General features: G+C 46.6%; 21 protein-coding genes. 6 read left to right on the forward strand and 15 right to left on the reverse strand.

Annotation, left to right across the window (positions count from 1 at the left end; all coding sequences use genetic code 11):
* Positions 1-128 precede the first annotated feature (128 nt).
* The 6 genes from GWR21_RS30400 to GWR21_RS30425 form a co-directional block, all read right to left on the reverse strand.
* Complete coding sequence (locus GWR21_RS30400) at positions 129-1,604, reverse strand: TolC family protein (protein WP_238430091.1); 1,476 nt, start codon at positions 1,602-1,604, stop codon at positions 129-131.
* Positions 1,558-4,725 carry an efflux RND transporter permease subunit gene (locus GWR21_RS30405; RefSeq protein WP_162335448.1) on the reverse strand — a complete coding sequence of 1,056 codons (3,168 nt, stop codon included), beginning with the start codon at positions 4,723-4,725 and terminating at the stop codon, positions 1,558-1,560. Before GWR21_RS30405 ends, GWR21_RS30400 begins: the two co-directional genes overlap by 47 nt.
* A gap of 24 nt (positions 4,726-4,749) precedes the next feature.
* Positions 4,750-5,835, reverse strand: a complete 1,086-nt coding sequence (locus GWR21_RS30410) for an efflux RND transporter periplasmic adaptor subunit (RefSeq protein ID WP_162335449.1) — start codon at positions 5,833-5,835, stop codon at positions 4,750-4,752.
* A 167-nt stretch (positions 5,836-6,002) separates the two neighbouring features.
* Positions 6,003-6,425, reverse strand: coding sequence for a hypothetical protein (locus tag GWR21_RS30415; protein WP_162335450.1), 423 nt, complete (start codon positions 6,423-6,425; stop codon positions 6,003-6,005).
* A gap of 253 nt (positions 6,426-6,678) precedes the next feature.
* Entirely contained in the window at positions 6,679-7,665 is a 987-nt protein-coding gene (locus tag GWR21_RS30420) for a hypothetical protein (protein ID WP_162335451.1), read from the reverse strand.
* A 92-nt stretch (positions 7,666-7,757) separates the two neighbouring features.
* Positions 7,758-7,937: a hypothetical protein gene (locus GWR21_RS30425; protein WP_162335452.1), complete on the reverse strand. Its 180-nt coding sequence runs from the start codon at positions 7,935-7,937 to the stop codon at positions 7,758-7,760.
* A gap of 82 nt (positions 7,938-8,019) precedes the next feature.
* On the opposite strand from GWR21_RS30425, the gene GWR21_RS30430 reads away from it, so the two are divergent.
* Positions 8,020-8,637: a dihydrofolate reductase family protein gene (locus tag GWR21_RS30430; RefSeq protein WP_162335453.1), complete on the forward strand. Its 618-nt coding sequence runs from the start codon at positions 8,020-8,022 to the stop codon at positions 8,635-8,637.
* On the opposite strand, the gene GWR21_RS30435 is transcribed toward GWR21_RS30430, so the two are convergent.
* From GWR21_RS30435 to GWR21_RS30455, 5 genes are all read right to left on the reverse strand, one after another.
* Positions 8,638-9,552 carry a Ppx/GppA phosphatase family protein gene (locus GWR21_RS30435; RefSeq protein WP_162335454.1) on the reverse strand — a complete coding sequence of 305 codons (915 nt, stop codon included), beginning with the start codon at positions 9,550-9,552 and terminating at the stop codon, positions 8,638-8,640.
* 66 nt (positions 9,553-9,618) lie between these two features.
* Complete coding sequence (locus GWR21_RS30440) at positions 9,619-10,431, reverse strand: HEAT repeat domain-containing protein (RefSeq protein WP_162335455.1); 813 nt, start codon at positions 10,429-10,431, stop codon at positions 9,619-9,621.
* Positions 10,432-10,581: 150 nt separating this feature from the next.
* A complete protein-coding gene (locus GWR21_RS30445) occupies positions 10,582-11,145 on the reverse strand; it encodes a PhnA domain-containing protein (RefSeq protein ID WP_162335456.1) in 564 nt (187 codons plus the stop codon).
* A 165-nt stretch (positions 11,146-11,310) separates the two neighbouring features.
* The gene (locus GWR21_RS30450) at positions 11,311-12,072 is read right to left on the reverse strand and encodes a hypothetical protein (RefSeq protein WP_162335457.1); all 762 of its coding nucleotides are present in this window, start codon (positions 12,070-12,072) and stop codon (positions 11,311-11,313) included.
* 24 nt (positions 12,073-12,096) lie between these two features.
* Positions 12,097-12,288, reverse strand: coding sequence for a hypothetical protein (locus GWR21_RS30455; RefSeq protein WP_162335458.1), 192 nt, complete (start codon positions 12,286-12,288; stop codon positions 12,097-12,099).
* Between the two features lie 525 nt (positions 12,289-12,813).
* Between GWR21_RS30455 and GWR21_RS30460 the strand changes: the two genes are divergently transcribed.
* The 3 genes from GWR21_RS30460 (at position 12,814) to GWR21_RS30470 (ending at position 15,567) form a co-directional block, all read left to right on the forward strand.
* Positions 12,814-13,698 carry a sugar phosphate isomerase/epimerase family protein gene (locus tag GWR21_RS30460; protein ID WP_162335459.1) on the forward strand — a complete coding sequence of 295 codons (885 nt, stop codon included), beginning with the start codon at positions 12,814-12,816 and terminating at the stop codon, positions 13,696-13,698.
* Between the two features lie 261 nt (positions 13,699-13,959).
* Positions 13,960-14,304 carry a hypothetical protein gene (locus GWR21_RS30465; RefSeq protein WP_162335460.1) on the forward strand — a complete coding sequence of 115 codons (345 nt, stop codon included), beginning with the start codon at positions 13,960-13,962 and terminating at the stop codon, positions 14,302-14,304.
* 813 nt (positions 14,305-15,117) lie between these two features.
* On the forward strand, positions 15,118-15,567 hold the full coding sequence (locus GWR21_RS30470) for a cold-shock protein (RefSeq protein WP_162335461.1): 450 nt from the start codon (positions 15,118-15,120) through the stop codon (positions 15,565-15,567).
* 129 nt (positions 15,568-15,696) lie between these two features.
* On the opposite strand, the gene GWR21_RS30475 is transcribed toward GWR21_RS30470, so the two are convergent.
* Positions 15,697-16,038: a winged helix-turn-helix transcriptional regulator gene (locus tag GWR21_RS30475; protein ID WP_162335462.1), complete on the reverse strand. Its 342-nt coding sequence runs from the start codon at positions 16,036-16,038 to the stop codon at positions 15,697-15,699.
* Between the two features lie 104 nt (positions 16,039-16,142).
* Between GWR21_RS30475 and GWR21_RS30480 the strand changes: the two genes are divergently transcribed.
* Positions 16,143-16,529 carry a DoxX family protein gene (locus tag GWR21_RS30480; RefSeq protein ID WP_162335463.1) on the forward strand — a complete coding sequence of 129 codons (387 nt, stop codon included), beginning with the start codon at positions 16,143-16,145 and terminating at the stop codon, positions 16,527-16,529.
* 114 nt (positions 16,530-16,643) lie between these two features.
* Here the strand turns inward: GWR21_RS30480 and GWR21_RS30485 are convergent, their stop codons facing one another.
* Complete coding sequence (locus tag GWR21_RS30485) at positions 16,644-17,219, reverse strand: hypothetical protein (protein ID WP_162335464.1); 576 nt, start codon at positions 17,217-17,219, stop codon at positions 16,644-16,646.
* Between the two features lie 245 nt (positions 17,220-17,464).
* Entirely contained in the window at positions 17,465-18,244 is a 780-nt protein-coding gene (locus tag GWR21_RS30490; protein WP_238430093.1) for a DUF3667 domain-containing protein, read from the reverse strand.
* Positions 18,245-18,335: 91 nt separating this feature from the next.
* Here GWR21_RS30490 and GWR21_RS30495 point away from each other — a divergent pair, with 91 nt between their 5' ends.
* Entirely contained in the window at positions 18,336-19,088 is a 753-nt protein-coding gene (locus GWR21_RS30495; RefSeq protein WP_162335465.1) for a response regulator transcription factor, read from the forward strand.
* Here the strand turns inward: GWR21_RS30495 and GWR21_RS30500 are convergent.
* Entirely contained in the window at positions 19,085-19,894 is an 810-nt protein-coding gene (locus GWR21_RS30500; protein ID WP_162335466.1) for a helix-turn-helix domain-containing protein, read from the reverse strand. The two genes, GWR21_RS30495 and GWR21_RS30500, sit on opposite strands and share 4 nt — an antisense overlap.
* Between the last annotated feature and the right edge of the window lie 9 nt (positions 19,895-19,903).

Here is a 19,903-nt window from a genome sequence, read left to right on the forward strand (position 1 = left end):
CCAATGTGCTGCAGGTTTTTTAAAACTATATGACATTCACGGCTGATAGCGATGAAGGACCTACCTTAAAAACAAAGCCCACCCTTTTGGTGAGCCTTATTTATTCATCCTGATCGTCTATCCTTTCTTTAATTCCAACCGCCACCCAGTGCCTGGTAGATATCCACCAGTGCATTCATCTGCGCTTTCTGTGTCTCTATCAGTTCAAACTTAGATTCGAGTGCATCACGTTGTGTCAGCAGTACTTCCATATAATCAGCCCTGGCCGATTTGAACAGGTCATTAGAGATATTGATCGACTGCGACAATGCAGCTACCTGCGCTGATTTCAATGTATAACTCTGTTGCAGGTTCTGGATCTTTGACAGGATATTCGCTACTTCCACGTACGCGTTTAGTATACTGCGTTCGTAGTTGTATGCCGCCTGTACCTGTTTGGCACTGGCGCTGGCATATTCCGCTTTGATCGCGTTCCTGTTCACCAGCGGGGCTATCAGGTCTCCGCCGATAGAATACAACAACGACGAGGGTGTTTTAAACAGGTAGCCTGGATTAAATGCCTCATATCCGAAGGCGGCGGAGATACCCAGCGATGGATAAAACCGGGCTTTCGCTACCTTGATATCGAGTCTGGCAGCCGTGAGTTCCAGTTCCGCCCGTTTAATATCAGGCCGGTTGGTCAGCAGTTGCGAAGGCATACCTGGTTTGATCGCCGCCGGCATAGAGGTACCGAAGCTGTCTGCATTCCTGGCAATAGGTTGCGGATAACGGCCTAACAGGAAGTTGATCCTGTTCTCCGTCTCTGTGATCTGCTGCTGGATATCATACTGCAGGCTCTTCGTCTTTAACACTTCCGCTTCAAATTTCCTCACAGCCAGTTCCGTCACACGCGTCGCTTCCTTCTGGATCTTCACGATCTCCAGCGCATTCGTTTGAATATCGATATTTTGTTTGACGATGCGCAGCTGATTATCGAGTGCCAGTAACTCATAGTAGGAATTAGCGATTTCCGCAATCAGACTGGTCACCATAAAGTTCCTGCCTTCCACAGTAGCCAGATACCTTGTAACAGCCGCTTTCGTCGCATTATGCAGCTTATGCCAGATGTCTATCTCCCATGTGGCATAGGCAGCCACGAGGTAGTTGGGCAATGGATCAGGCATCTCTTTGCCCGGTTTGATCTCCGTAGTGGCATCGCCTGCTCCCTGGCTGGTATAACGTCCTACTTTTTCTACATCAGCCGCTCCCTTAATGCCAACAAATGGCAGATATTCGCCTTTTCTGGCCCTTATCTCGTTCTGGCTGATACTTATCTCCTGTAAGGTGATGTTCAGCTCCTGATTGTGCTGTAATGCCGTATCGATCAGATCGCGCAGCATAGGATCGGTGAAGTACTCTCTCCATCTGATCTTCGCCGTATTTGTGCTATCACCGGTGGTGTTGCCATAACCCGCAGGTGTGTTTGTATTTTCCTTTTTCTCTACCGTTTTGGGAACGCTGCATGCGGTAAAACCCAGTGCAATACAGCCGCCTATGATGTATTTGTATCGCTTTCCTTTAAACATTGTGCTCAATTTCTTCAGTGAGAGGAAGTTCTTCTTCATGTTTTACCAGCTGGTGTTTCTCCGCAATTTTACCGAAGAAGTAATACAGTCCGGGTACCAGTACCACCCCGAAGATCGTTCCGAATAGCATACCGCCGGCGGCAGCTGTACCGATCGTACGGTTACCGATCGCACCCGGACCGGTTGCGAATACCAGTGGTATCAAACCCGCAATAAAGGCGAAGGATGTCATCAGAATGGGACGAAAACGCGCCTTGGCACCTTCCACCGCCGAGCGGAATACGGACTCGCCTGACTGGTGTTTCTGTACGGCAAATTCCACGATCAATACGGCATTCTTACCCAGCAGACCAATCAGCATGACCATACCTACCTGCGCATAGATATTGTTTTCCAGTCCCAGTAATTTCAGGAAGAGGAACGCGCCAAACACACCTGCCGGCAGTGATAACACGACCGCCAGCGGCAACATGAAACTTTCATATTGCGAAGCAAGGATCATATACACGAACGCAAGACAGATCAGGAAGATAAAGATGGCCTCATTACCACGGCCTACCTCATCTTTCGTCATACCGCCCCAGTCAATGTCGTATCCTCTTGGTAAGGTCTGTGCCGCTACTTCCTGGATCGCCCTGATCGCATCGCCACTACTGTAACCCACTGCAGGAGAACCTTTGATCGCCGAAGATGTGAACATGTTATACCGCGTGATCTCATTCAGTCCATAGACCTTTTCCATCGACATAAATGTAGACAGCGGCACCATTTCCTCCCGGTCATTCTTCACATAGAGTTTCATAATGTCGTCAGGATTAGACCGGTATTGCGGACCTGCCTGTACCATCACCTTATACAAACGGCCATAACGGATAAAGCTCGTCTCGTAGTTACTACCGATCAGTGTGGACAGTGTTTGCATGGCGTTAGCGATGGTCACACCTTTTTGTTGTGCGATAGCATTGTCAATGTGCAGCACAAATTGCGGGTAGCTGGCACTGTAGAAGGTAAAGAGAGCGGTCAGTTCCCTGCGTTTTCTTAATGCATTCACAAAGTCATTGTTCACCTTCTCCATCTTCTTATAATCGTTGCTACCTGTCTTATCCAGCAGGCGTAGGTCAAAACCGCCCGCCGCACCATAACCGGGAACAGCTGGTGGCTGGAAAAATTCCACAACGGCTCCGGGGATGTCTTTAGCTTTCTCTTCCAGTTCACGTATGATCTCTTCAGCAGATTGTTTACGCTCTTCCCAGCTTTTCAGGTTGATCAGACAGGTGCCCGAGTTGGAGCCGGTGCCTTCCGTCAATATCTCATAACCTGCCAGCGAGGAAACTGACTGTACACCGTCTATTTTCTCCGCTATTTTCTGTAATCTGTTTGAGATCTCATTCGTCCTTTCCAGTGAAGAACCCGGAGGCGCCTGTATCACGGCATAGATCATACCCTGATCTTCCGCGGGAATAAAGCCCGGCGGCACCGTGCCGCTGATAAACCAGGTGGCCGCACAGAACGCGATCAGCGTACCAAAGGTGATCACGCGGCGGTTCACGATCTTCTTTAACAGGTTAGTATACCTTCCTGTCAGCCGGTCGAAACGGTTGTTAAACCAGTCCAGGAACCTGTTGATTGGCGTCTTTTTTCTCGCCTGACCATGTGTGTTCTTCAGCATCATGATACACAGGGCCGGCGTCAGCGTTAATGCGATCACACCGGAAAGTACGATAGCCGTTGCCATAGTGATAGAGAACTGTCTGTAGAAGATCCCTACCGGACCAGACATGAACGCCACCGGAATGAACACTGCTGCCATTACCAGCGTAATAGCGATGATCGCTCCGCTGATCTCATGTACGACGTGTTTGGTAGCCATGTAAGGCGAAAGGTGTTGCTCCGCCATCTTGGCGTGTACAGCCTCTATCACCACAATAGCATTATCTACCACAATACCGATGGAGAGTACAAGCGCGAAGAGCGTGATCAGGTTGAGCGTCAGTCCGAAGAACTGCATGAACATAAATGTACCCACCAGCGATACCGGTACTGCCAGCGCAGGGATCAGGGTAGATCGCCAGTCACCCAGGAACAGGAATACCACAATACCTACCAGCACGAATGCCTCACCCAGGGTATGTAACACTTTCTCTATAGAGGCATCCAGGAATTTAGATACGTCGTAGCTGATCTCGTAGTCCATACCCTGCGGGAATGACCGCGACTTGATCTGCTCCAGTTTTTCTTTTACTTCCTTGATAACCTGGCTCGCATTACTACCATAGTATTGTTTCAATACGATCGCGGCAGAAGGACGGCCGTTCAGATTGGAATAGATATCATAGAATAAACTGCCGAATTCAATATCCGCCACATCTTTCAGGTGCAGCAGTTCCCCGTCGGGATTAGCCCGGAGGATAATATTTTCATACTCCTCCTTTGTACTGAACCTACCCGGGTACTTTAACACATATTCAAAAGCCTGCGAACGTTTACCGGAGCTTTCCCCCGTTTTACCCGGAGAGGCTTCAAGGCTCTGTTCATTGAGCGCTTTCATAACCTCTTCTGATGAGATCTTATAGGCCAGCATTCTGTCCGGTTTCAGCCAGATACGCATGGAATACTCGCGGGTACCCAGGATACGTGCACTACCAATACCCTTCAGACGTGACAGTTCAGGTAAGATATTTATATCTGCATAATTATAAAGGAACCGTTCATCTGTATGTTCATCTTTACTGTACAGGTTCACATACATCAGCATCGCCGGTTGTTCAAGGCTGGTCAGCAACCCTTCGCGGATCACCAGTGGTGGCAGCTTGTTGATCACTTTGGCGATGCGGTTCTGCACGTTCAGTGCGGCCTGGTTAGGATCTGTACCCAGGTCAAAGACCACCTGGATATTCGCTTCACCGGTGTTGGTCGCATCGGACGTCATATATTTCATGCCGGGTACCCCGTTTATAGCTCTTTCCAATGGGATGATCACGGTCTTCACCAGCAGTTCACCATTGGCGCCGGGGTATTCGGCGGTTACTTTTACGGTAGGGGGAGAGATCGCGGGGAACTGTGTCACCGGGAGACTCATAATGCCCAATACCCCCAGCAGCACTATAATGAGTGAGAGCATTATAGAGAGGACGGGCCTTTTAATAATATTACTGAACATGTTGCCTGTTTTTTAATGGTTACACTATTCTGCTTTCAACCTGAGGTGTGTGATGACAGTTGCCGGGTCCTGATATTGATAAGTGATCTTATCATTGTCCTTGACCTTTTGTACACCTTCCAGCAGTATCCTGTCATTCTCTGTCAAACCACTCTTCACCACGAAGAGGTCCGGCATCTGTGCCTCAATAGCGATCTCCCTTGATTTTAACACATTGTTCTTATCAACTACGAACACATATTTTTTGTCCTGGATCTCGTAGGTCGCCTTCTGTGGAATGACCATGGCATTCTTCAGCGCAACGGTCATCAGCACTTTACCGGTCTCACCATGTTTCAGCAGTTTATCCGGATTAGGGAATTTCGCTCTGAAGGCGATGTTACCTGTTTCGTTATTGAACTCACTTTCTATTGTTTCAACAATCCCCGGATATTTGAATAGCTGATTATTGGCTTCCAGCAGTTGTACTTTTGTTTTTTCTCCGTTCTGTTCACTGTTCTTATAGTCAAGATATTCCGGCTCGGAGACGTTGTAATAAGCGAACATCTCACTGTTATCGCTTAGGGTAGTGAGGAGTTCACCTTCTTCGATCAGGCTGCCGAGTTTCAATGGCAGTCGGTCAATATAACCATCAAACGGCGCTTTGATATCCGTAAATGCCAGGTGTACCTTGGCGAGGGAAAGTTCTGCATTTGCCTTTTCCAGTTTGGCTTTGGCCAATGCCAGCTCATTAGGCGAGACGACGTTCCTGTTAAACAGCGCCTGTGTATTCTGTAGTTCGATCTCCGTTGCTTTTGCCTCTGCCTGCGCTTTCAGCATTTCGGATTCATAGATCTTCGGCATGATCTTAAACAGCGATTGTCCTTTTCTTACGAATTGTCCTTCATCTGTCAGGATGCTTTCCAGGTATCCTTTTTCCTGTGCCCTGATCTCAATATTACGTATTGAGCGGATCTGCGAGACGTATTCCTTCATAACGGAGGTGTCCATTTTTATCGGACTGGTCACAAAGAATTTACTCTCGCCTTCTTTTTCTTCTGCGTGTGTAGATTTACAGCTGGTATGGCACAGCATGGCCCACAAGCCCGTAAGCATGACAATTCTTTTCATAGTAATTGCTTTTCAGCGCGGTATATTATTTCGGATAATTTGTTTTAAGTGATGTGTATTGACAATACACGGCCATGTATCTGATAGCAAACGCTATCGGATAACTGCATGAAATAAATAAAGCAGGAAGGACCGGACTGTTGTAGTATACAGCCGGGAGCGTCAGATCAGATCCTGATCACCAGGTACATGATGTAGCGGTCAGCAGGCAGATAGGATAGGAGCTTATTATAAGCTAAGCCGGGTCTAAAATGACGGGAGAAATAATCAGTAAGGTCGTTGGAGAAGAAAGCAGTAAGGTAACGGGGTATTTCGAGAGTCTTTTTGAAGGCGGTCAGATCGTCGTCTTCTTCATTATCAGCGGCAAATATTTTTATGTAGTTCTTCTTCGGTTTGCCGGGTGCATGTAACCTGCTATAAACCGTATGCCGTGATGAAGAAGTGGTCAGCTGCTGACAGGCCGGATTATCCACCGCCTTTGCCAGTATAGCACCTGTCGTATCGCCGCTCAGGTGAGCATGCGACTGGTGATATACGCCTAGCAGAAGAAAAAACAGCGTTATAAAAAATCCGTTGATCCACTTTCTCATCAGATGCTAAAATTATATAAAGTTGGTTATATAGACAAGTCCGGATTACATAAACGGAAAAAAGTGTGGTTATAAGTAGTAATAGTAAGCGTTAATATGTGTAGCAATGACAGTTGATCACTTTGGCTGATATGGGGGAATAATAGTATGGAAATCAGGAGAAAGGGATGGATCAGGTAGCATGCATATAAAGCGCAACGGCGGCCACATGATATATCCGCGGCCGCCGTTCAGTTTTATGATTTACGATCAGTTATCTCATGATGCTCTTCACCTCCTGGATAAAGCGTTCAATCTTCCGTGTATTCCGGAAGGTAGACAGCTGCATGGCTCTTTCTTTCTTGTCTCCCGGTTTATAGAAATGGATGTTTACCTCTGTACCGGAATAAATACCATTATAGGTTCTGCGTACGGTCTGGAAAGTAACAAAGTGTTCAAATGCAAATTGATAGTTACCCAGTCTGATAGGGCTCTTTCTTTCAATCATGCGGGTGCCTGTATTAAAAGTCACCTTTGTAAAGGCACCGGAAATAAGTAAGATGCCGAATATGATCGCGCCGACGGTCAGGCACAGCTTACCTATTATATTCACGTCGTGTATCCAGGCGAAAGCCGTGCTTTCATGTATACCAAATGCCAGCAGGGCGATACCTGAGCAGCATAAACCTATCCGCGATGATTTCAGCGTATAGATGCCGCCATCTGATACAAAATACTGGTAGTCGGTGATCATCTCTGTTTTTTCCTGTGGTAATGGATCTGCTGCATCCAGGAACTGATGGATCAGTGGGATGACTTCATTACTGAAGGCGACGGCATTAGTATCGGTATCTTTCCCGTAGCCGGATGATAGATTGATGCCCCTGCCATATTTATTGGCTTTGGTGAACATGGCGAAATTAAAGGAGCCCATCGACGTGATAATATTGACGCCCTGTAGTTTATCAAAAGGAATACTTCTGACAGGAATAATGCCAAACAGCATTTTCTTCATCCTGTTATTCGTACGGTCGAAGAGGATATATGTAAATCCTCCCATGATGAACAATGCCAGTGCGAAAAAAAGAAAGGAGGCAACGGGTAGGGTACCAATGACATTTTGCTCGCCTATGCTGCGGAAAGCAATAATAATTCCGGCGAAAACAACGGCCAGTGCACCGCCTAAAATAAAAAATGATCTGTAGGGATAGATAACGATCCTGTCGGATTCGATCTTCCATCGGGTTTTTGTTAAAGACATTACTGTATGGTTTAAACGAACATTCGTATAAAGATATTGCTATAATCTGAAAAAGCCAGTAGATACCGCCTGATTGCCATACATCGTATCCATCAGCCCATACCGTAGGACCGGTCCAGTTGCTTCATTTTGTCTGTATCCAGCCTTACTGTCAATAGCTCCCTGATCTGTAAATAGATGCTCTTTTTTACCCACTTATGCATCGTAACCAACGTATCGTCATCATCCCCCAGATGCTCGTAAAACGATACACCTGCGGCATTCTGTCCCAAAATGCCTGCAGTTTGTCCTAATTGCCCCACCCCTGACTAAAGCTTCGCCGGTACATTTGTAGTGTACTAAAAACAAAATGTTATGAGAAAGATTATTGTCTGTATGTTTCTGACGATGGATGGGGTATTGCAGGCCCCGGGCGGTCCGGAAGAAGATCCGTCCGGTCAGTTCGAATGGGGTGGATGGATGTTTCCTTACGGCGATGATCTGACTGATAAGAAGCTGGAGAAGATCATGTCAGGTCCTTTTGACCTGCTACTGGGGCGTCGTACATATGATATATTCGCCGGATACTGGCCGGGTAGAGAAGATGCAATAGGACAGCTCTTTAACCGTATCTCGAAGTACGTGGTATCATCTCAGCAACTTGATTTAGCCTGGGCACATGCTAACCTGATCACGGGAGATGTGGTAGCCGGACTACAACAGCTGAAAGCACAGGATGGACCGGACCTGCTGGTGCATGGGAGCAGTGTGCTGGTGCAAACCCTGCTGGCCCACCAACTGATCGATGAACTACATACCTGGATCTGCCCGATCACACTGGGAAAGGGCAAGCAGCTTTTCCGGGAGGGCACACAGCCACAGCAATGGAAGCTGACAGATACCGTGGTCGGTTCTAAGGGGACGATCATTGCCACTTATGTACCTGACGGGGAGGTGCAGATAGGATCCCTTATGGCAGAGGAGGCAAAATAGCTATTTGCCGTATTGTGTTTTTAAGGCATACAGGATGCCCATTTTAAGGTCATAGGTTGACAGGTGCAGCGTCTTGAACGGAATGTGTTCCAGTACGTAATTTGTCAGGATGGCGGCAATAACGATCATATCTACTCTCAATGAAATGAGTCCCTTCATATGTACCCGTTCTTCATGCGTAGATGCGATCAGGCGTGCCGAGAGTGCTTTATAGCCAGCGATATCGAGTGGCATAGTGGCGATAGCACGAACTTCTTCTCCGTTGTTCAGCAGGGCTGCAAATGATTCAAAAGCACCAGCCGATCCGATGAGGGCTGCAGGTCTGTATTGTGCGCAGACGGTCTTCAGTTCATCCAGTGTCTGATCAAGCAGGGTAGTGATGGCATGGTGATCGCTTTCACTCATCGGGTCCGAATGAAAATAGGCCTGCATGAGGCGCGCGGCGCCAATATTGTAGCTTTTTTTCCAGACGATGCCCTGTTCGTTACCGATGATAAATTCTGTGCTGCCTCCGCCTATATCCATGACCAGGGATGTTTGCTGAATGACGCCCGTTGCCTGTACACCATTGAAGATATAGGCTGCTTCCTGGTCTCCCGAAATAATTTCAATGTCAATACCGGTCTCTTTTGCTTTGTCAACAAATGCCTGTCCGTTCGTTGCACTTCTGACAGCCGATGTTGCGGTTGCTTTTACGATCGCAACATCATGGGCAATGATCTGCCGGTGAAATTCCTCCAGCGTTTTGATCCCTCTTTCAAAAGCTTCCGGGATGATCATATTTTCATTGATGCGGCCCTGTCCTAACAGCACGGGTACGGTCGTCCTGTACAGAATATCCGCGCCGCCATGAGTCAGGTCCGCAATGATGAGGTGAAAGGTATTGGTACCAATGTCTATAACTGCCGCTCTCATGAAATTCATCTGTTTTTACAAAGCTATTAAATTAGTACTTATCGGGTAATGCGTACGCTATGCATCTTATGCAGTCAGTACTTCGATCGCATCTTCCAGTTTACTGAGCCATTGCGGATGAACGGTACGGTCGTTTGCGGATTGTTTGTGTAGCTTTTTCAGCGGAGAAAGAAATTCCTGTCCGCCTAAAGCAGCGATCGCATCAAATAACAAGGTGCCTGTTTCTCCTGTTGACAGTTCCTTCCTGATCACCTCATAAATGCCGGGATCTTTTCTGCTGGCTAGTCCCATGATGGCTTCCATGCGGGTATCTTCATCCGTGTCGCTGATCCTGGCCCAGAGTGCATCCCGTATGGCTTTATTATTCCGGGTGATCATTGACCCCAGGGAGAATGTCGCCCAGTCACGGACGTCGGTATCTTTATCCCCGGAGAGATCGATCAGCATATCAATGGCAGCGGGTTTATCTACTTTCTGTAAGGCATGCACTACGCCGTAACGGACCACCGCATACCGGTGTTTTTTCAGATAGGATAACTTTTCAATATCCTTATCGTCCAGACCTGTATTATTGTGACCGATCGCGTGTAACAATGATTCCAGCACTTTTACATCACGCTCATTTGGTAGTATCCGCATGTATAATGCCAGTGTTGGTTTTTGAAACGGACGTGCTGCCCCTCCCAGTTGTGACAGTACATCGATGCCTATGCGTCGTTCACGTGGCAGCGTTGATTTAACAAGTGCTGAGCAGCGTTTGAACACTGCTTTTTCAGGACGGGTGCAGAGTGTTTTGACATTATCCCAGTAGGTACGGGTCGACTGATTATTCAGTAAGCGTTCGAACAGCTTTTCGTTTGTCCAGTTGATTCGGCTCATGCAGGAAGGTTAGTTGGAAGGCGAAGGTAAAGAAATTAGGGTTGGGGAATCAGGAATCAGGAAAATTCCGAGGGAAAGAGAGGACGGAGGAGTCGGGGGACAGCGGAAAATGGAAGCTGTAGCAGCGGACGCCACTACAGCCAGGTATCATTATGACTTACGTACGTATTTTGTCAGTATCACGATAGTCTGTTCGTTAATCTTTCCTTCTATTTGTTCGTGGTTATCAGCTACCAGTCTTATTTTACGGACGATGGTACCTTTAGGGGCCATGAAGTTGGCACCTTTCACGTTCAGGCCCTGTGTCAGCACAACGGTGTCGCCATTGACAAGCTCAGTACCATTGCTGTCCAGGTGTATGGCTTTTACTTCAAAAGCGCTTAATGCCCAGTTGCTCACTGCCTCATCGATCTCTACGGAGTTGATGATCTCAGTGGCCCATTCCTGGTCTTTGTATTTATAGAGTAAACGGTAGCTTAAAGCCTGTACACTGGGTTCGGTATTCCAGATGCTGCCGGCCAGGCAATGCCAGTGCATAACGGCGGTCGCATCTTCCATAGCAGAGAGGCAGGTTTGACATACGGCTACTTCGTTTTCGATGGCGTCGTTGTTTTTAGGACTTACCGCGTAGGCGATGGCAGCAGGTTCACTGGTACAAAGTTCACAGGTGCCATTGCTGCGTTCATTCAGGGCAGGCGTAATAGTTGTGCTCATTAATATGTAATGTTGGATAAAGACCGCAAAGATACGTTATAGTGGCGGGAGTGCGCGATATATATATTAATATGATAGCTGTTAAATATCATTTTTTAAACGCGCCAAATACCAGTATCAGGTAGCTGAGGGGCATGATGGACTCCCCATCACCGAAGAGCCGGATCACATCAGGAAATCGCCCCAGAAGGGTACATTTCTCAATCCTGACCTGTCTTCATACATAAAGTAGGGTTTGTATTCATCATTCAGTACCCATTCCCAGGAGTCGTGGGACGCGTTGTACGTACGGTGATAGATATCGAGGTGCTCGTTAAATTCGTGCAGCAGGTATTTTCTCAGATCGAGTCCGTAGCAAACAATATCCGCACCCCAGACGGAGACAACAGGTCTTGTATCCAGTGCCGGGTCAGACACGAGGAAGCGGTGATCATTTAACGGAACGAGTTTAGGGGCTTTTTCGAATACGCTGGTAAAGATCTCTGTTCGTTCACTGTCGGTGTCGGGTCTTTCACCCCATGACCTGGTTTGCCAGATGCCCATGCGGAGTACATCATCCAGTATAGTGTTGTAGGCGAAGCGGAGACGGAGCTTGATGGCTTCTTCATCTTCAAACCAGTTATAGAGAAAAGGGTGTTCAACGTAATTGCCTTTGGTAGCGCCGAACTGCTCATATACTCTTTTCTTCCTGTCGATGGTATGCAGGATTTTCAGGAATGACCGGTGTTCGGGTGCAAACACAACGCCATATCTGTCCTGCACCAGGTCAATCTGTTCATCGGTCATGCCGATCCATCTGGCGCCCTGAATCCATTCAGGACACAGGTTCTCTTCCGGGGAAGCATTCCTGTCCTTGCTCCAGTATGTTTCGGTATGTTGTTTAAACCAATGAAAGAAAGCTGTATGATCTGCAGGAATTAGTTGCATTTAATGAGTGTTCTGTTAAGCGTATTAAGTATCGTTGTTCGTCCAGTAAGCCGTATCCGTAAGGTCAGTAAAGGTGCATTTACCGTTAATGACTACGTTGTGTGAGCAGGCGTATTGAACCGGGTTGTTTTCCAGAGATGTCTTCAGAAAGAAAGAACCCGCGTAGATGTGTACGCGGGTTCTTTCTTTCTGAGTGAATGGTTGTGACGTAGACACTTCAATTCACTTTATAATAAGGCTGTTACAGCTTAGCGTAATCTCCGGCTACCAATCAATCCACCTTCTGAGCTAATAAATAAAAGATCATTTTATGGCAAAAATGCCAGGGGCGGCAAATATATGACTTACCTCAGAGACTTCAAATTGATTTGTGCCATTGTGGGTAACTAATTGTTATCAACATCCATTGAAAGACAATCTTTCATCAACGGCTGACTGGCGAAGTGGCTGGTATGATTTACAGGAATGAATTGAACACGAAGCGGGAGTTGTAATTACCTCTGGCAGGTGATGATGCAGATACGGACTGATATTTGCATGGAGAGGGTGGAAGGGGTTGCGGTTTCCTGCAAATTTTAATACTTTTAAACGTTTTTTGCTGGCAGAAAGGCGCTGGATCCACTATGGAAAAAGATAGTTATTGTGGCAAGGGAACACCATTGGCAGTGATTTGTAAGGTATAAAAGGCTTGCATAATATTACAATTGGTATTATTTTCAACTCCTCGTAAATTGATTAACAATGCATTCAAGAAGAACATTTATTAAGCAGGCAGGTATCGCATCCGCAGGTATTTTACTGTTTCCATCATTAGAGAGTCTGGCTGGTTCAAAGCGTGTGAAGAATGTAGGTATCCAGCTGTATACCCTGCGTGACCTGCTGCCCAAAGACGTAAAAGGAGTGATCGCACAGGTAGCCGCGGCGGGTTATAAGGAAGTGGAAACCTACGGTTACAGCCAGAAAGGCGGTTTCTGGGGACTGTCTCCAAAAGAGTTCAAAGCCCTGCTGAAACAACATGGCCTGTCAGCTGTGAGCGGACACGTAGGTCTTGACGGATTTATCAAAGGCGACAGTGCTGATGAACTGAAAGCGAATATTGAAGCATTGAAAACAATTGGTGCTCAGTACCTGGTAGTACCATACCTGGGCGACGATATCCGTAAAACTGCGGATGACTATAAGAAAATAGCGCAGAAGCTCAATGAGGCTGCAGAGATCTGTAAGGCTTCGGGTCTGCAGCTGGGTTATCATAACCACGACTTTGAATTTACAAAGTTTGGCGATACAACCGGTTATAACATCCTGCTCGATAACACCTCTCCCAAACTGGTAAAATTCGAAATGGACCTCTACTGGGTAGTGCGTGCAGGTTATAAGCCAGCGGACCTGTTTGAGAAATATCCGGGCAGATTCCCGATGTGGCACGTGAAAGATATGGATAAGAATAATCCTGATCTGAATGCGGAAGTAGGTACAGGTAGCATCGACTATAAAGACATCTTCGCGAAAGCATCTGTTTCGGGTATGAAGCATTTCTTCGTAGAGCATGAAGATAACTACAAGCCAGATGAACTGGGGTCTATCAAAACCAGCATTACCTATATCAAGGCGAATCTGGTAAAATAGCCACTGATCTTCGGTTATTAGGGTATCAGGCAGCCACTGCAGCGATGCGGGTGGAGGTCTGATACCTTTTTTGTGTAGTGTCGTATAAGGTATCTGACATAGGTATCGGTAACCAATGTATCTGCGTTTATCTGATCGGCCGTAATAACAGATATCGTTGTTGACCGCTTCCTTTTATTTATAACGTTATTGTGTGTATGAAATATATGACTTTCCCGGGATGTCGTATATTTATCTTCTTTCATCTAAAGCCGGTTTTCTATGTTAGATCAGGATTTTTGCGCCTTTCTGGAATATCAGATCAGTAGTGCGTTGCAGCAGCTGCAGCAGGATGAGGGGAAGGGATACTGGTGTGACGGGGTTTTACCATTGCCCACGCAAGATTATTCTATACAGGCTGTCAACCGTACGCGGGAGATCATACTAAAGGCGTTTATCGGTAAAGACGGGCAGTCGGCGTATATATTGATCTTAAAACTGGGTAATAAGGCATTTAGCAGGTATTCAAGGAATCTGGATATCACTGCACATATGCCGGACGTCACGGATGCCGGTAGCTGGAATATTGATATGACAGAAAAGACAATGGAGATCCGGTTCAGGTAGTGGATGGAAAGGCATGGCGTAAAATAGTAGTTCGCCACATGAAAATTGTATACCGATGGGTATGGTAGCTAATACGTCGGGGAGGAAGGTAGCCCATATAGTAGCAGCTAAAGGCTATTGTCACTGCCCGGTTGTCATTTGCGCGGCACGGTTGACCCCGGCATGCCCGGTTTGTAAGGCGGTGCCTGCTACCGGTGAACCGGTTACTGTTTAACTGACGCAATGGACGGTGTCAGTTGTACGTTTATAAAGAACAATAGACAAAGCGGCCCGACGCCGCTCAGGTCGGGCTCCTATGCTGCGGTACAAGCGGTGATACCGTCAGTTGTATTACGATTTAATGTAATGACAGCAATCATGAATGATCATTCTGCTATTTATTCGTTTTAAAACCGTACCTTTACAGATCATTTGGCTCCTGCCTCGGCTTCTTCTGATTTAGTCTGGATAACTTCTTTTCTTCCTCAGTCTTCGCTTTTCCAGCTGCCGTATTGCTCACATTTTAAACATTGGTTATGGATAATTTTGTAGGCAGTTTAAGTAGGCAGGCAGCAGTGTATCAGTTATCTGGTCTATTATCTCCTTTGGAAACGGTATCGCCTGTTAAAGTCGTCACTGGCTTACGGCGGCGTTCAGAGATGTGAAGTGTCGTTATTGTGATACCCGATGAGATGGCATCAGCGTAGGCTGTAGAGAATGCTGACAACGTTTGTATAGCGTCATATATGATCGCAATTTAATATTGAATAAGTTAATACGTTCCGCATCGTTCGCGGTTGCAATATTGCAGTAGTACCTAAAACAGGAAAAACTATGAGTGAGTCTTTTTCAAAAAAAGAACAAAGAAATAAGAAAGCTAAAGCTAAGCAGGACAAAGCCCAGAAGATGGCAGACCGCAAGGCTAACAACAACAAGGGTAAGAGTTTGGAAGATATGCTGGCTTATGTAGATGAGAATGGTAATCTTAGTCCCGTACCGCCAAAAACGAGAAATACGGAGGACATTTCGTTAGAAGATATTAATATCGGAGCTACGCCAAGACCTGCCGAAGATCCTACCAGGACCGGATTTGTTTCCTTCTTTAATTTCTCCAAAGGGTTTGGATTTATTACAGATGACAAATCAAAGGAAAGTGTGTTCTTCCACATTAATCAGTTAGCACAACCCGTAAACGAAAAAGATAAGGTTTCTTTTTTAATGGAAAGAACTCCACGTGGATATAGCGCTGTTAATGTTACAAAGATTGATGCCAAAGGCAAATAAGATCTTTCAGCATAATCGTTATATCAGACAGTAGCAGGCACATGCTATTGAATTAAGCTATCGTTGGTGAGAATCATACTAGTGATTTCTCATCAACCATCTGCTTAATGTGCCAGATGCTCCCCCCTTTTATCTGCCCATTACTTTCTTTCTATGGGATAACCCCCAGAAATGCAGCTCGTCAAGGACTTTCTCCAGTGAAAGGCCATGAGGGGTGATCGTGTATTCTACCATAGGCGGAAAGGTATCATATACTTCTCTTTTAATCAGTTTATTGGCTTCCAGGCTTTTTAATTCCTTCGACAGTGTTTTGTCTGTAATGCCGTTGACCGCTTTAGAGATCTCCCCGAACCGTTTAGGTGCCCCTTCGGATAAGGCAAAGAGGATCAGTAGCTTCCATTTGCCTTCCAATGCTTCCAGTGCATCCCTGATAGACAGCATTGTTTTAGGACACCCACCTTTTGCTAACATATATAACGCTTTACTTTCCTGTGGGATAGCGCTATCCGGTTGGATAGTACTATCGATCGGATAGTAAAGCTAGGTAATTTCGGCGGCAATTACTTTAAAGCAATATGACAAACACAACATCTGTATCGAAAACACTGAACGTATTCCTGTGGATAGCACAATGGCTGTTAGCCATAACGTTGCTGTGGGCTGCTACGATGAAATTATCTAAGTCTGCCGGCGAACTGGCTGCTATGTGGCCCTGGACAGCTGCACATCCCGTATTGGTGAAGGTAACGGGTATCATAGACCTACTGGCCGCTTCAGGACTTGTACTGCCCCTACTCTTACGCATAAGGCCACAACTGACGCTGCTTGCCGCTTATGGCGTGATGGCACTGATGCTGTCAGCCTGTATCTTTCATATAATGAGGGGAGAGGCACCTGCTATCGGTTTTAATGTGGTAGTGGGCGCGATAGCAGCGTTTATTGCCTGGGGGCGGCGACGTTAGTGGCAGGAGTGGAGCAGTGGATACAGGGGCGCGCTGATCTCTCTGCTGTAGAGCGTCACGGGCTGCTGACAGGAGATGCAGGCGGGCCTTTATTTTAAGGGCCCGCCTACGTATTTAGCGTACTATATACATCAGATCCTCGAAGTCGTGTGCCCCCACGAATACAGGCACATTCGTCCAGGCGGCCTTGCCCTTTTGTGCCGTTACGGTCAGCTTCACCAGTTCATGTAAGCGCAGTACAACGAGATATTCATGTAATTCACATGCCTGCCGCAGGTTATTATCCCGGTAGCCTTCCGACTGCATATACTGCTGGTTAGCCTTCTGCAGGGCCTCAAAACCCGTGATCGTCGGACTTTCGGTTGACTCCCCGCTGAATTCGGTCAGCCATTCAAAATTGCCCGGACTATTCAGTGTATCATAGGCCAGCAGGTGAATAAACCAGCGTTCATATTGCGTAGAAAAACTGTTCATTTCAACATAGATGGCCTTTACATCCATCTCTTCCTCTGTTATCATGGTCTCATAGAAGCTGTTCAGAAATTTGGTCAGGCCCGGCTGCAGGTGCAACAGGTTCTTTCCGATGATTTGGTGGAAGTCCGTTTGCGGTAACTGACTGAGTGCAGCTTCTGTCTCTCTGATAGCGTCTTCTATCTTTCCGGCTTGTATGAGTTCCTGAATTTGTTCCATGATCTTATTGGTTAGGCTGCAAAGAAAGGTAATAATCTCATAAATACCGTGAAGACCCTAAAACAGTGCACGGGCAAAAGTTGTTGGATGACTTACAGTCAGCATCGCTGGGCGGAGCGTTTATTCTAAATGGCAAGCAACTAACGGCAACGGTAAAAAAGGCGCTCGTGCCAGGACTGTTTAAGGTGAAAGTCATGATCCCGGCGGCCGGTGATGCGCCTATAGTCGTCTGGACATTTGCATCATTATACCTTGTGCGCTAAAGCAATTGCAACCCCGATCAGCACGGCAATGATCATAAACGACAGACAGCCCAGCAAATAGGCAGCCAGCGAAAGCAGATAACTCCCCAGCTTTCTGCCATTAAAAAACTGTCCTATTGCCCACGCACTATACACGAACATAAGGGGGCCGGATACTTTGGTCAGGTTACTGCCGGTTAATCCTTCCGCAACGGCAAATACTGCTAGTAACAGCATGCTTGTCCCCATGACGAAACACAGCATGATCAGTACTTCAAAGAAGTTGTAGTCGCTTTTCCGGAAGAACAGCTTTAGCCATACCGCGATGCAGGCGCCCATAAGAATGTTGGCATATCCATAGTGTCCCTGTATCCAGTTCATGATCCCCGATACTGCTGGCTGTGCTGGTGCATCGGCACTCATATAATGATTTTCTGTATGAAAGTAGTGCGCAACGATCGTGTAGATGAGGGAGGTAATAATAATGAAGATCACCGGTTTAACCAGCCGGCTCCTGTCATCTGAGATAAACGACCTGATATTTTTCCCCGGCTGGGTCAACAGTGCCCTGATGGTATACAGAATGCCTTTTTCGAAGTGTAGTATATGCTGGATCTCATGGACAATATAATGCGCATCCACTCTTTTTAAGGTAACAGGCGTGCCACATTTACCGCAGTAACTATCACTGACAGTCTCCTGACAGTGTCTGCAAATCGTTGTATCGTCCACCAGGGGGTGCATTTTGCGCAGTTGTTCGGTGCCGGCGCTTGCTAGTTCCATAATACAATAGGTATTTTCATCAAAAGTGAAAACAAAAAATTTGCGAAACCCTACACTAGAGTGTAAATTTATATTCGAGTAAATGTATTAAATGAAGAATAGTTCCAGCTTACTGACAAGGAATAAGTTAGGGGCGGTCCAGGAGGCAGACCAGGATACGCAGCACTACCTGGAGGTGGTAAAGGCATTTGCCCGGCTTACCTACGAAAGCGTGTACGTGATCGATTATACCGATATGTCATTTGAGTATGTATCAGATAATCCATTGTTTTTGTGCGGGTATTCCTCCGAAGAAGTACTGCAGCTGGGATATGAATTCTACTTTCGCCACGTCCCTGAAAAGGACCTGGAGATGCTGTCGCGGATCAATGAAGCTGGCTTTGACTTTTATGCTAATATTCCTGTGGATGAAAGAAAACACTACAGTATCACCTATGATTTCCACCTGATAAACAAAGAGGGAAAACAGGTGCTGATTAACCATAAGCTGACGCCACTTTTCCTTACCGTGGATGGCAAAATGTGGAAGTCCATGTGTATCGTATCATTGTCTCCTCATCAGTCAGCCGGTAACGCGCGTATCTATAGACAGGGAGCAGGCGACCTGTGGGAGCTGAACCCGGGCACCAGAACGTGGCATAAAATGGAAAAGCCGGTGCTTACTGAAAGGGAGATAGAGGTATTACGTTTACACGCACAGGGACTCAATATTAACCAGATTGCCGAGCGGTTGTTTGTCGTTCCTGATACAATTAAATACTACCGGCGACGTATATTTGAACGGCTGCAGGTCACTAATATCGTAGAAGCGCTGTCTTACGCGGTTAACAGTAAACTCATTTAATCCCACGCTGTAGGCGCTTTACCAAATTTCTTCTTAAAAGAGTGAGAGAAATGGGACAGGCTCTCAAATCCCAGGTCAAGATAAATAGCCGACGGCTTTTTACGCTTGCTCTCTATCAGATGCCGGGCCTCCGTAAGCCTTCTTTCCAGTAGCCACTGCCGTGGAGCCATGTCGAATATTTTCTGGAAGTCGCGTTTAAACCCTGCAAGACTTCTGCCCGTAAGCTGCGCAAATTTCTCCACCGGGATATTATAGTGAAAGTTGCTGCGCATGAACTTTTCCAGATCTATTTTATAAGGCTCTGAAAAGTCAAACAGAAAGTCCCTGAGGGCAGGTATGTTGTTAAGAAGGATATATACCGCTTCTTTCACTTTAAGCATTCCCACATGGCGGGTTATTTTCTCATCCGGATGCCGGACATAGGGAAGTAAGGACTGGAAGAACGCATGCAGGAACTCATTGCCCGGAATATTGATACACGCAGGTCCCGTATATTTATGATGCACCTCTATCTGTTCCTCCAGCGCGATCTGCCTGAGTAATTCCTCCTGTAGCCGGATCACAATGGTCTGATAAATTCCCCCTTCCGCAGGAACTTTCGTGATTTCTCCCAGTTGATTTTTCTGTACCAGCAGCATTTCCCCCCGCTGAATAGAAATGTGCTGTGTGGCAGTCTCCAGGTGAAAAGTACCAGAGACCTGTAAGATCAGCGTGTTGTGCTCCATGAATGCTATTTTCTCCTTCCTCATGGACGAGTGATAGGAGAAGAAGAGCACGCCGGGAATTATTTCGGAACGATTGATCATAATGTAAAG

Source organism: Chitinophaga agri, assembly GCF_010093065.1.
Lineage (GTDB): Bacteria > Bacteroidota > Bacteroidia > Chitinophagales > Chitinophagaceae > Chitinophaga > Chitinophaga agri.

Bases quoted from the DNA above. Each gene is read 5' to 3' on its own strand.
- GWR21_RS30450 (WP_162335457.1), bottom strand. From the start codon at position 12,072: ATGCAACTAATTCCTGCAGATCATACAGCTTTCTTTCATTGGTTTAAA.
- GWR21_RS30480 (WP_162335463.1), top strand. From the start codon at position 16,143: ATGACAAACACAACATCTGTATCGAAAACACTGAACGTATTCCTGTGG.
- GWR21_RS30460 (WP_162335459.1), top strand. From the start codon at position 12,814: ATGCATTCAAGAAGAACATTTATTAAGCAGGCAGGTATCGCATCCGCA.
- GWR21_RS30440 (WP_162335455.1), bottom strand. From the start codon at position 10,431: ATGAGCCGAATCAACTGGACAAACGAAAAGCTGTTCGAACGCTTACTG.
- GWR21_RS30430 (WP_162335453.1), top strand. From the start codon at position 8,020: ATGAGAAAGATTATTGTCTGTATGTTTCTGACGATGGATGGGGTATTG.
- GWR21_RS30445 (WP_162335456.1), bottom strand. From the start codon at position 11,145: ATGAGCACAACTATTACGCCTGCCCTGAATGAACGCAGCAATGGCACC.
- GWR21_RS30420 (WP_162335451.1), bottom strand. From the start codon at position 7,665: ATGTCTTTAACAAAAACCCGATGGAAGATCGAATCCGACAGGATCGTT.
- GWR21_RS30415 (WP_162335450.1), bottom strand. From the start codon at position 6,425: ATGAGAAAGTGGATCAACGGATTTTTTATAACGCTGTTTTTTCTTCTG.
- GWR21_RS30410 (WP_162335449.1), bottom strand. From the start codon at position 5,835: ATGAAAAGAATTGTCATGCTTACGGGCTTGTGGGCCATGCTGTGCCAT.
- GWR21_RS30470 (WP_162335461.1), top strand. From the start codon at position 15,118: ATGAGTGAGTCTTTTTCAAAAAAAGAACAAAGAAATAAGAAAGCTAAA.
- GWR21_RS30435 (WP_162335454.1), bottom strand. From the start codon at position 9,552: ATGAGAGCGGCAGTTATAGACATTGGTACCAATACCTTTCACCTCATC.
- GWR21_RS30500 (WP_162335466.1), bottom strand. From the start codon at position 19,894: ATGATCAATCGTTCCGAAATAATTCCCGGCGTGCTCTTCTTCTCCTAT.
- GWR21_RS30465 (WP_162335460.1), top strand. From the start codon at position 13,960: ATGTTAGATCAGGATTTTTGCGCCTTTCTGGAATATCAGATCAGTAGT.
- GWR21_RS30495 (WP_162335465.1), top strand. From the start codon at position 18,336: ATGAAGAATAGTTCCAGCTTACTGACAAGGAATAAGTTAGGGGCGGTC.
- GWR21_RS30405 (WP_162335448.1), bottom strand. From the start codon at position 4,725: ATGTTCAGTAATATTATTAAAAGGCCCGTCCTCTCTATAATGCTCTCA.
- GWR21_RS30400 (WP_238430091.1), bottom strand. From the start codon at position 1,604: ATGAAGAAGAACTTCCTCTCACTGAAGAAATTGAGCACAATGTTTAAA.
- GWR21_RS30485 (WP_162335464.1), bottom strand. From the start codon at position 17,219: ATGGAACAAATTCAGGAACTCATACAAGCCGGAAAGATAGAAGACGCT.
- GWR21_RS30475 (WP_162335462.1), bottom strand. From the start codon at position 16,038: ATGTTAGCAAAAGGTGGGTGTCCTAAAACAATGCTGTCTATCAGGGAT.
- GWR21_RS30490 (WP_238430093.1), bottom strand. From the start codon at position 18,244: ATGGAACTAGCAAGCGCCGGCACCGAACAACTGCGCAAAATGCACCCC.